Below are 12,354 nucleotides of genomic sequence, written 5' to 3'. Positions count from 1 at the left end.
GGCGAAACAACACCGGGTAAGTCCTCTGTATTTTACCAACTGTAACGCAGGTTCAGACTGCCATTAAGATCGTTATAGTTATGGCTTCCTGTCTCACCAACAACCTGGCCAGTAATACTCCACTGGCAGTCCTGGTTCGCCTGAATCCCTACTTTCGCCTGCGCCCGGTTAGTCGGGCTATCCTGTTTCATCTCCGCGCCATCGAACGAAACTGAAACATCACCGCTAGTGTACAACCAGTTCACTTCGGCAAATGGCTGGATCATGGATTTTGCGTTCCTGTGCAATTTACCATCCACACGCAGCCCCAGACGGGTGGTCCAGCTATCACTATCCTGATCGTCAATACGAGTGCCGTTATTGTCGATAACGCTGTCAGCATCATACTTCTGCCAGGTCGCCTGCGCCTGTGGTATCAGGCTCACTGTATTCTGGTTACTCAGCGCAATATCGTGGCGGTAGCCCGTCTCCAGCGAGATGGCATGTGCCGTGGAGTCATAACCCTCAGAACCTACGTCACCGTTACTCACGCTGTTGTTGTAGAAGCCATACTGATACCAGCTATCGACATAAACCCCTTGATGGTTTTGCGCATCAGCAAACCAGGTCGCATATACTCCGAGATTGTAGCCATCAACATTACCTGTCGCGCTGAACCGACTGCCGTCCGCGCCACGATTACCCTCGCTGTCGGTGTCTGCGTTGATGTAACTGGCCATCACGCCGACTTTCAGACTCTGCCTGTCGTTATCCCACGCCAGGATATCGCCGCCCAACTGAAACTGCGAATAGTTGTTGTTGATATCAACATTGCCGTCAGCCGCCTGCGACCCGGCATTACCCGCCTTGAAACGCATCCAGACACTGCCATCTTCATTATGGTACTGACTACCTTCGCGATCGTACAACGTCTGCATTTGCAGGTTACGCACCATCCACTGGTTACCGAGGTAAGCGCCGATATCAGGGCGATATTGCGGCGTTACCGGGACATCGCCACTATCATCCGGTTCCGGTGGAACGGTGGATTGTGAGCGTAAATACCAGTCGCCTTCATCTTCATACAGACGGTATTCATACAGCCCAATCTGCACCTGGTTACCCTGGGTAAAGACACCTTCTGACTGGCCGCCGACATCGATCACTTCAATACCATTTTTCGTCTGTGCGCCTTTACCATTGACGTTAGCAACATAGACCGTCGTGTTACCCGAAGTATCACCGGAGATGACCAGTTTATCGGTTGGTGAACTGTCGTCGCCCAGTTGCGTGTTGAAATACAGATTACCGTTGTCGCCAGTGTAGTTACCGTTGATGGTTAGTGTGTTGCCCGTTTCGCCTTCATGGCTCATAGCAATCTTGCCACTGTTGTAGACATCGCCGTTCACTACACCGCTGCCGCCGAAAGTGGCACCAGAGTCAACATTTACAGCCCCCTGGCCAGACGCATCCGGCACGCCAATTACTCCGGTATCCGTCAGCCACAATGTGCCTTCGGTGACGCGAGTTTCACCGCTGTAAGTGTTGGCAGTGTTCAGGATCAACGTGCCGTCACCCGCTTTGGTCAGCGTTTTGCCATCCCAGCCAGTCACGCTGTTCGGGTCGACATCCGCCAGCACCGTATTCAGCGTAAAGCTGCCATCGGGATCGCTGAGGGTAAAGATGCCGTGCGCATCCGTCGCCGCATTATTTTCATCCGCATACCAGGAGAGTGACGCCGTCAGTTCGTATTGCGAGTTATCGGCGGGTACTACACGACTGTCAACCGTCAGGAAATCCGTTTCTTTGGCTTCGATTCCGGCGACGGTCAGGTCGTCAAAGTCCCCACTAATAGCGCTGTCGGCATCGATCAGCGTGAAGGCGTAAGGGGCATGGGTAAGCGGATCCTGAATATTGCCAATCCCGGTGATATTCAGCGTGCCGTTCAGGCTGACGCTGTCGGCGGTAATGATTGGGCTACTGGCATCCGCGCCTAAATCAATGCTCAGCACGCTGCCCTCCTGCTGGTCAAGCACGGTCGTACTGAGCGTTGCGCTCGCCGCCAGCGAGGTGGTGCCGCCGCTAAACGTCGTCAGGTTCGCCAGTACATATTCTCCCGCCGCATTCAGATTCAGCATGGCGTAGTTATCCACGTCGCCCATCCCCAGCGCACCAACGTCACTGGCATTCAGCGTGCCTTCGGCAATCAGCGTGCCGCCGCTGTAAGTGTTGGCATGCGCAATGGTGATGGCGTTAGCGCCCTGTTTCACCACTTTACCCGCGTTCATCTCGACGAGTTGCTCGCCGTCGTAGTTGTAGTAGTCGCTAATCACGTTGCCGCTGTTCAGCGCCCAGTCTTCAGTGCCGCCGAGATACAGGGTTCCGCCATCAACGACATTACCCGTGCCAAGCGCGGAAGCATCAGCCACCCGGAAACTGGCATAATTACGGAGGGTCCAGGAGCCGCTAAACCCGCTATTGTCACCGCTGAGGGTGGTATCGCCTGTGCTCCAGACATCGCCGCTGCCGCTGATGTTGTTATCCAGAGTACCGGATGCGGATTCAATGAGCAGCAGGCCATCAGCCACAATACGCCCACTGCCAAGTTCCAGGGTTTGAGCCTCCACCACGGCATACTGCTCAATGTCGATAGTCGCACTCAGTCCGCTGAGATCGCTCGTCTGCCCGATAATAAGATCGCCGTACACATCCAGCAGGCCGCCGCCAGTCACGATGCCGTTAAACCAGGAGGTCATATAGCTGTCGCCTCCCAGAGTCAATTTACCTCCGTCCAGATCCAGCGTGCTCCCGACATCGCCATATACGTACTCAAGGTTCTGGCTCATGCCATCCAGGTCAAAGGTGGAGCCAGATTCCAGCTCCAGCCCCCCCTCTTCACCCAGCGAGTTATCGACTCCGGCAATCAGGGTGCCACCGTTAACGAGCGTGTTGCCGCTGTAAGTATTCGCCGCCTTCAGGATAAGCGTGCCGTCACCCGCTTTGGTCAGCGTTGAACCATCCCAGCGAGTGGCGTCGTTCGGGGCGACATCGGCCAGTATGGTGTTCAGCGTAAAGCTGCCATCGGGATCGCTCAGGGTGAAGGTTCCGTGAGCATCTGTGACCGCACTGTTTTCATCTGCGTACCAGGACAGCGAGGTGGCGAGCTCGTACTGCGAGTTATCCGTGGGGTTAATACGACCCGCGACCGTCAGGAAGTCGATCGCTCTCGTCTTCATTCCGGCGATGGTCAGGTCGTCAAAGTCGCCGTTGATGGTGCCATCGGTGTCGATCAGCGTGAAGGTGTAGGGATCATGGCTGAGCGGCTCCTGAATATTACCCACCCCAGTAATATTCAGCGTACCGTCCAGCGAGGCGCTGTCGGCGGTGATGATTGGGCTACTGGCGTCTTCCCCAAGGTTGATATTCAGAACGCTGCCATCCTGCTGGGTGAATACGCCGGTGTTAAGCGTTGAACCCGCCGCCAGCGTGGTGGTGCCACCGCTAAATGTCGTCAGGTTCGCCAGCACGTATTCTCCCGCCGCATTCAGGTTCAGCATGGCGTAGTTATCCACGTCGCCCATCCCCAGCGCACCAACGTCACTGGCATTCAGCGTGCCTTCGGCAATTAGCGTGCCGCCGCTGTAAGTGTTGGCGTGCGCAATGGTGATGATATTAGCGTCCTGTTTCACCACTTTACCCGCGTTTATCTCGACGTGTTGCTCGCCGTCGTAGTTGTAGTAGTCACTAATCACGTTGCCGCTGTTCAGCGCCCAGTCTTCAGTGCCACCGAGATACAGAGTGCCGCCATCAACAACATTACCTGTACCCAACACCGGGACATCTGCCACGGTAAGGCTGCTGTCCCTGTCGATGGTCCAGGTGCCGCCAAAATCGCCGTTTTCGCCGCTGATGGTGAGCGCGCTTATCGCCCAGATATCGCCACTGCCGCTGAGGTTGTTACTCAGATCGCCGGCGGATGCATCCATGTATAACACGCCGTCAACCACAATGCTCCCGGTGCCGAGAGCCGCATTCCAGGTATGTACCTCAGCATTCTGCTCGATATCGATTGTCGCACTCAGCCCGCTGAGATCGCTTTCCTCATAAATATCCAGTGAACCATAGATATCCAGCAAACCACTGCCGGTAACTATCCCCGATATTCTGGAACTGTAGCCGCTGTCGCGTCCGAGAGTCAGCTCGCCGCCATCAAGGTTCAGCGTGCTGCCGACATCGCTGTACAGATAATCGAAACTCTGGCTCATACCATTCAGGTCAAAGGTCGCGCCTGACGCCAGCTCCAGCCCGCCGCCGCTCCCCAGAGTATTACCCGTTCCAACAACCAGGAGGCTACCGTTAACATAGGTGTTATGCTGCGAGCCTTTTTCCCCTGCCTCCCCCGCGACCGTTTCATCCGTCACGTCTGGCGTAAACACCGCTTGCGCATCAAGCGGGCTTAACGCCAACAATACCATTGTCGCCACCGTCTTCACCTGCGTTTTCATCCGGCTGTCGCCACGCGAAAATTCGGAGGCGACGACATACATATTTCGTGCCATACTCCAGACAATGTTATGGGTTTTATTCATGAATTAGTCCTTTAGGCTAAGGGCGGCGCGTTCGTCGCTTAGGGTTTGATGAAGCTGGCGGATAATGCGGTTAACTTGCTGACCAGTTATGAGTCGAGAGCATTCGTACTGTCGGTCGGTGCCCTTGTGCCGCGGACACCACAAAAAATCTTCCTGGTCAAAATCGATGCTTACGTCATCCCAGCAGCCGTGGCATCCGTGTGAGTTGAATACCCGCCACGGGGTATAGAACTCGCTTTGCGGATCGGTAAAACCACTAATCAACACCACCGGGATGTGACACCCCCACGCCAGCCAACTCAGGCCACTGCTCAGACCGACAAAAAAGTCCGCGTGGCGCAGGAGATCTACCCGCTGTTGTAACGGCAGCGCACCGGTAAAATCCTCCGCCCCGTGGGGAATGTGATTCCAGACAAAACCAGAGCCGTAGTGTGCTTCCTTATCAATACACAGCACCCGATAGCCCAACGTTTTCAGCTCTGCCACCACCTCCGACCAGCCATAACCATTGTTCCAGTATTTCGCCTGGCAAGAGGACTGGGTGGCGATACAAACGTAGGGTTCATCAATGACGCGCGGTGCGTCGAGCTTCAGCCGGGGAGGTTCTTCTTGCGGCGGGACACCGAGGATATAGCCTGCAATGCGGGTAAAACCGACCTGACGGAAATCCAGCGGCTGATGGGTGTCGTTACCTTCGAAGTACAACCCTATGCGGTAGCTGGCGTAGGGGTTATGGGTTTTAATGGTTTCGCGGGTGGAGAACTGTATTTCAGGGTACTGTTCGTGGAGCAGTTCGATAATTTCTGCTCCCATCACGCACTCCAGTTGACACTGATGCTGCTGGCGAAAACGTTCGGCATATGGAAACCAGCCAAGGAGATCGCCTAACGTTCCGGTGGGGAAATGAATAATGACAGACTTGTCTCGCAGATCCTGCTCGACATCCAACACCGGCGTGGATTCATCCGCCTTAAAAACCTGAATACGAAAATCAACAAAGTACTTTTTACCGCTCAATACCCAGCCTTCACTGGACTGACAGGTAAATAAAACATTGCCGGAAGCGTCGTCGATTAAATTAACCAGCCAGTTACCCGGAGGGAGTTTGATGCGCGCACCATCGTTGAAATCGTAGCGAATGCCGTGCAGGGATTTTTGAGTGGGAACATAAGGCGCATTAGCAAAAGATTGCTGCAACGCTTTAGTACCTACAAGGGTATCATCATTACTCACTGTAAAATTCCTTTTTAATTAAAGTTCAATAAAGCGCCTTATTTTGAGGAAAGAAACAAACTCACCGATTATGATTTTCATAACAGAGAACTTTTTATCCCAATGCTCTGGTAATAAACACATATTGCGCGCAATATAATTTAATAAAATTTGGCGCAATATCCCCCTTACCCATAACAAGTATTGAAAAACATCCAAAAACATTCATCAGAGTAAAGTTTTTTATTTTTGGCGCTAACACGCCACCGTTGCTGATATTTAACCAACAACGTAAAATCATTATTATCGACAAGTTAGTGATTAATCACTTCCATATTACATCTTCATCTACCGTTCACTAGTTAATAGTGGACTACTGTTAGCCTGCCTGAAACAAGGTGCCCAAACAGTCTTTAAAACGTTTCGCATCAATAAAAAAATATCAATAAAATCAATTAATCATACCCAATAAACATAAACACATGTAATGCAAAAGTTAATAAAAAACCATTGCAAACCATGCCAATATATTTTATTGGCAATAGTTCATCCGGAGCGACACCCCCTCCATGAAATAGATATTAAAAATAGTGACAGTTTATTTAAATAAAGTCATATAGTTTTTATAGATCGATAAATAAAAATCGATCTATAAAACAGATCGATCCATATGAAGAATAGTTTCTGGTGTACTTACCAAGATGATTTAAATACCTCCTCAGAAAGCTAAAAATATTTACCACATCACTTAGCATATGATTTTCAACCAAAAAAACGGTCTTCTCATTTTAAGAACCATAGAGGAAAAAGATACCCGACGTTAATTAATAAGATAGAGAGCAAGTCATATTCGTATAAAACAATAGATATCAAAAATAATTCCACACGAACAAAATACAAGAATCATACATGACATCGATTTAATATCTCTATATATTCATATGATTATTAGCAGAAGTCATAAAATAGTGTTTAGTATGTTGATGAGCGTCAGCAAAAACGAGCAGTTTCCTCGCTTATTGATATGGAACCAGACAAACGAAATATCCGCTTTTTGCAAGCTCTCCGGGAAAAACGATGCCGGGCAACGATTCCGTTAAGAAGAAATTTTGTTAACATCCTGCTGCGGCTTTACATTTGTAAAGGTGAGTTTTCGCTGACAGGGTTCGAATGATGCTCTTCCTTGCGATATCAAAATAAAAAATCGCTGTATTTTTTATTAAAAATTCAACAAATTAGAAAAACATTCCGTTCATGCACCGCAATGGAAAGAGATAGCTGCCGTTACTTTACGCTTATGCAAACTTTGCTACCGAGTGCTGATAATTTACATTATCTCCTTTTTTTCTCCACGATTGGCTCGTACCTTGCCGCTACAGTGAAGCAAGGTATGCCCATAACGATACGCAGAAACACGAGGTCCTCTTTTAATGGCGAATTTCTTTATTGATCGCCCCATTTTTGCCTGGGTACTGGCAATCCTGTTGTGTCTGACAGGAACCCTGGCGATTTTTTCATTGCCTGTTGAACAATACCCGGATCTCGCCCCCCCTAATGTGCGAGTAACGGCTAACTATCCTGGCGCGTCGGCCCAGACGCTGGAAAACACCGTGACCCAGGTTATTGAGCAGAATATGACTGGCCTCGATAACCTGATGTATATGTCGTCACAAAGCAGCGGCACCGGCCAGGCGTCGGTGACGCTCAGTTTTAAAGCAGGCACAGACCCGGACGAAGCAGTGCAACAGGTGCAAAACCAGTTGCAATCAGCCATGCGTAAACTCCCCCAGGCGGTGCAAAATCAGGGCGTAACGGTACGTAAAACCGGCGACACCAACATTCTGACCATTGCCTTCGTCTCTACTGATGGTTCAATGGATAAACAGGATATTGCCGATTATGTTGCCAGTAATATTCAGGATCCGTTAAGCCGTGTTAATGGCGTTGGTGATATTGACGCTTACGGTTCGCAGTATTCGATGCGTATCTGGCTTGATCCGGCAAAACTGAACAGTTTCCAGATGACCGCCAAAGATGTCACTGATGCCATTGAGTCGCAGAATGCGCAGATTGCGGTTGGGCAACTTGGCGGAACACCTTCTGTTGATAAACAGGCGCTAAATGCCACCATTAACGCTCAGTCGCTGTTGCAAACGCCTGAACAGTTCCGTGATATCACCTTGCGGGTGAATCAGGACGGTTCAGAAGTAAGGCTGGGCGATGTCGCCACCGTCGAAATGGGAGCGGAGAAATATGATTATCTTAGCCGCTTTAATGGTAAGCCAGCCTCGGGTCTGGGAGTAAAACTGGCCTCCGGCGCGAACGAAATGGCAACGGCGGAGCTGGTGCTCAACCGTCTGGATGAACTGGCGCAGTATTTCCCCCCCGGACTGGAGTACAAGGTGGCATATGAAACCACCTCGTTTGTTAAGGCCTCCATTGAAGACGTGGTGAAAACTCTGCTGGAAGCTATCGCACTGGTTTTCCTCGTCATGTACCTGTTCCTGCAAAACTTCCGTGCCACGCTGATTCCGACTATCGCCGTACCGGTAGTGTTGATGGGAACCTTCTCCGTGCTTTACGCCTTCGGTTACAGCGTCAACACCTTAACCATGTTCGCGATGGTGCTGGCGATCGGCCTGCTGGTGGATGACGCCATCGTGGTGGTGGAAAACGTCGAACGTATTATGAGCGAAGACGGACTTTCGCCCCGCGAGGCGACGCGGAAATCGATGAGTCAGATCCAGGGCGCGCTGGTCGGGATTGCGATGGTGCTTTCGGCTGTTTTTGTGCCAATGGCCTTCTTCGGCGGCACCACCGGGGCTATCTATCGCCAGTTCTCCATCACTATTGTTGCGGCGATGGTGCTGTCGGTACTGGTGGCGATGATTCTCACTCCGGCACTGTGCGCCACGCTACTTAAGCCACTGAAAAAAGGTGAGCATCACGGGCAGAAAGGCTTTTTTGCCTGGTTTAACCAGATGTTCAACCGCAACGCCGAACGCTACGAAAAAGGGGTGGCGAAAATTCTCCACCGCAGCCTGCGCTGGATTGTGATTTATGTCCTGCTACTTGGCGGCATGGTGTTTCTGTTCCTGCGTCTGCCAACGTCGTTCCTGCCACTGGAAGACCGTGGCATGTTCACCACCTCGGTGCAGTTGCCCAGCGGCTCGACCCAGCAACAAACCCTGAAAGTGGTGGAACAGATCGAGAAGTATTACTTCACTCATGAGAAAGACAACATCACGTCGGTGTTTGCCACGGTCGGTTCTGGCCCTGGCGGCAACGGCCAAAACGTGGCGCGGATGTTTATCCGCCTGAAAGACTGGAGCGAACGCGACAGTAAAACCGGCACCTCGTTTGCCATTATCGAACGTGCAACGAAAGAATTTAATAAGATTAAAGAAGCCCGAGTTATTGCCAGCAGCCCGCCAGCAATTAGCGGTCTTGGCAGTTCTGCGGGTTTTGATATGGAGTTGCAGGACCACGCCGGGGCGGGTCACGATGCACTAATGGCAGCACGTAACCAGTTACTGGCGCTGGCGGCAGAAAACCCGGAATTAACCCGTGTGCGCCATAATGGTCTTGATGACAGTCCGCAGTTGCAGATTGATATCGACCAACGTAAAGCCCAGGCGCTGGGCGTTGCCATTGACGATATTAACGACACGCTGCAAACCGCGTGGGGTTCGAGCTATGTAAATGACTTTATGGATCGCGGTCGCGTGAAGAAAGTCTATGTGCAGGCTGCCGCGCCGTATCGCATGCTGCCAGATGACATCAATCTGTGGTATGTGCGTAACAAAGACGGCAGCATGGTGCCTTTCTCTGCCTTCGCGACCTCCCGCTGGGAAACAGGTTCGCCGCGTCTGGAACGCTATAACGGTTATTCCGCGGTAGAGATTGTCGGGGAAGCTGCGCCGGGCGTCAGTACCGGTACTGCAATGGATATTATGGAATCGTTAGTTCAGCAATTGCCGAACGGCTTCGGTCTGGAGTGGACGGCAATGTCGTATCAGGAACGGCTTTCCGGCGCGCAGGCTCCGGCGCTGTATGCGATTTCATTGCTGGTCGTGTTCCTGTGTCTGGCAGCACTGTACGAAAGCTGGTCGGTGCCGTTCTCGGTGATGCTGGTCGTGCCATTGGGGGTTATCGGCGCGCTGCTGGCAACCTGGATGCGTGGGCTGGAAAACGATGTTTATTTCCAGGTGGGACTGTTAACGGTCATTGGTTTATCAGCGAAAAACGCCATTCTGATTGTCGAGTTCGCTAACGAGATGAATCAAAAAGGCCACGACCTTTTTGAAGCAACGCTTTATGCCTGCCGCCAGCGTTTACGCCCGATTTTAATGACCTCGCTGGCGTTTGTCTTCGGCGTACTGCCGATGGCAGTCAGCAGCGGTGCTGGCTCCGGCGGACAACATGCGGTTGGTACTGGCGTAATGGGGGGGATGATTTCCGCTACCATTCTGGCAATTTACTTCGTACCGCTATTCTTTGTGCTGGTACGTCGCCGCTTCCCGCTGAAACCCCGGCCGGAATAAACAATAAAAAAGGCGACATGCCAACGTGTCGCCTTTTTCAACTTTCTGATAAAGAACCTGTTCATCAGGTTCTTTCATTTTACCTTTTGTCCTGGTAATTACTTACGAAGCATAACTTCGATAAAGTCTTTCCAGTTCCCCAGTTCACGTTCAATCATAACAACCTCTCTTATAATTATGGGTATTCTACGGAAACAATATACCGTGGTGAAGCTAATTTATTCGATTGCTGTGATTACTACCTCCGGGGCAAAACCTATGTAAATACTATGGCCCTGAGACAGGGATTTTTATGTGATGCAAAGCAACATTTCAACATATTCATACGGATTCTAATACTGAATCAATTCTGCTTGAAATACAGACAGATACCTAGGGGAATATTCTTAATAATTGCGTTCAAACTGCTCACAATTATTTAATAGTTGTTAAGTGAAATACCTTAATAATGTTATATTCTCTGACAATCATTTGCAGGGGAAATGTATTGCCCGTTAAATGATTATTTATTCTTAATAATCGCAAAAGGATTCATTATGGTTACCCTTTACGGCATCAAAAACTGTGACACCATTAAAAAAGCCCGCCGTTGGCTGGAAACCAATAGCATTGACTTTCGCTTTCACGATTACCGTGTTGATGGTCTGGACAGTGAATTGCTGAACTCATTTATCAACGAATTAGGCTGGGAAGCGTTACTCAACACCCGTGGCACCACCTGGCGTAAACTGGACGAAATCACTCGCAATAAAATCACCGATGCGGCGTCTGCTGCGGCATTAATGACTGAAATGCCTGCAATTATCAAACGCCCATTGCTCTGCGCGCCCGGGAAGCCTATGCTGCTGGGTTTCAGTGAATCCAGTTATCAGCAATTTTTCCATGAGGTGTAGTCTATGTCGTGTCCGGTTATTGAGCTGACACAGCAGCTTATTCGCCGCCCATCCTTAAGTCCTGATGACGCAGGGTGTCAGGCAATTATGATCGAACGTTTACAGGCGATCGGTTTTACCGTCGAACGCATGGACTTTGCGGATACGCAGAATTTCTGGGCGTGGCGTGGACAGGGAGAAACGTTAGCCTTTGCCGGACATACCGACGTTGTACCGCCTGGCGATGCCGACCGTTGGATCAACCCACCATTTGAACCGACCATTCGTGATGGTATGTTATTCGGGCGCGGCGCGGCAGATATGAAAGGGTCGTTGGCGGCGATGGTCGTGGCGGCAGAACGCTTTGTCGCGCAACATCCCAACCATAAAGGTCGACTGGCGTTTCTGATCACCTCAGACGAAGAGGCCAGCGCCCACAACGGCACGGTCAAAGTGGTTGAAACCTTAATGGCGCGTCGTGAACGGTTGGATTACTGCCTGGTTGGCGAACCGTCGAGTATCGAAGTTGTCGGTGATGTAGTGAAAAATGGCCGTCGCGGCTCGTTGACCTGTAACCTTACTATTCATGGCGTGCAGGGACACGTAGCCTACCCACACCTTGCAGATAACCCCGTGCATCGCGCAGCACCTTTCCTCAATGAGTTAGTGGCTATCGAGTGGGATAAGGGTAATGAATTTTTCCCGGCAACCAGTATGCAGGTAGCCAATATTCAGGCGGGTACTGGTAGTAATAACGTCATTCCGGGTGAGCTGTTTATACAGTTTAACTTTCGTTTCAGTACTGAACTGACAGACGAAATGATCAAAGCGCAGGTTCATGCGTTACTGGAAAAATATCAGCTACGCTACACCGTTGACTGGTGGCTTTCCGGACAGCCATTTTTGACCGCGCGCGGTAAACTGGTCGATGCGGTAGTCAACGCTATTGAGCACTATAATGAAATTAAACCGCAGCTACTGACCACAGGCGGAACGTCCGATGGGCGCTTTATTGCCCGCATGGGGGCGCAGGTGGTGGAACTCGGGCCGGTCAATGCCACCATTCATAAAATTAATGAATGCGTCAATGCTGCCGACCTGCAGCTACTTGCCCGTATGTATCAACGTATCATGGAACAGCTCGTCGCCTGATGAGTA

The 12,354-nt window shown here is 50.8% G+C and carries 6 protein-coding genes; 3 read left to right on the top strand and 3 right to left on the bottom strand.

What is annotated here, in order from left to right; all coding sequences use genetic code 11:
• Positions 1-32: 32 nt before the first annotated feature.
• Both C1192_RS23130 and C1192_RS23125 read right to left on the bottom strand, forming a co-directional pair.
• Positions 33-4,568, bottom strand: a complete 4,536-nt coding sequence (locus C1192_RS23130; protein WP_103194824.1) for an autotransporter outer membrane beta-barrel domain-containing protein — start codon at positions 4,566-4,568, stop codon at positions 33-35.
• Between the two features lie 3 nt (positions 4,569-4,571).
• Positions 4,572-5,801, bottom strand: coding sequence for an autotransporter strand-loop-strand O-heptosyltransferase (locus C1192_RS23125; RefSeq protein WP_000063802.1), 1,230 nt, complete (start codon positions 5,799-5,801; stop codon positions 4,572-4,574).
• A 1,409-nt stretch (positions 5,802-7,210) separates the two neighbouring features.
• Between C1192_RS23125 and acrD the strand changes: the two genes are divergently transcribed.
• On the top strand, positions 7,211-10,324 hold the full coding sequence (gene acrD / locus C1192_RS23120; protein WP_016262247.1) for a multidrug efflux RND transporter permease AcrD: 3,114 nt from the start codon (positions 7,211-7,213) through the stop codon (positions 10,322-10,324).
• Positions 10,325-10,422: 98 nt separating this feature from the next.
• On the opposite strand, the gene ypfM is transcribed toward acrD, so the two are convergent.
• Positions 10,423-10,482, bottom strand: a complete 60-nt coding sequence (gene ypfM, locus C1192_RS23115; RefSeq protein ID WP_001386977.1) for a protein YpfM — start codon at positions 10,480-10,482, stop codon at positions 10,423-10,425.
• 378 nt (positions 10,483-10,860) lie between these two features.
• Here ypfM and C1192_RS23110 point away from each other — a divergent pair, with 378 nt between their 5' ends.
• Together C1192_RS23110 and dapE are read left to right on the top strand one after the other, a co-directional pair.
• On the top strand, positions 10,861-11,217 hold the full coding sequence (locus C1192_RS23110) for an ArsC family reductase (RefSeq protein ID WP_000258263.1): 357 nt from the start codon (positions 10,861-10,863) through the stop codon (positions 11,215-11,217).
• Between the two features lie 3 nt (positions 11,218-11,220).
• Complete coding sequence (gene dapE, locus C1192_RS23105; protein WP_038355473.1) at positions 11,221-12,348, top strand: succinyl-diaminopimelate desuccinylase; 1,128 nt, start codon at positions 11,221-11,223, stop codon at positions 12,346-12,348.
• Positions 12,349-12,354: the final 6 nt, after the last annotated feature.

The sequence above is a fragment of the Escherichia marmotae genome, assembly GCF_002900365.1.
Classification (GTDB): domain Bacteria; phylum Pseudomonadota; class Gammaproteobacteria; order Enterobacterales; family Enterobacteriaceae; genus Escherichia; species Escherichia marmotae.
Note: the sequence above shows the minus strand (reverse complement) of the source record. Positions and strands in the feature narration are given on the sequence as shown.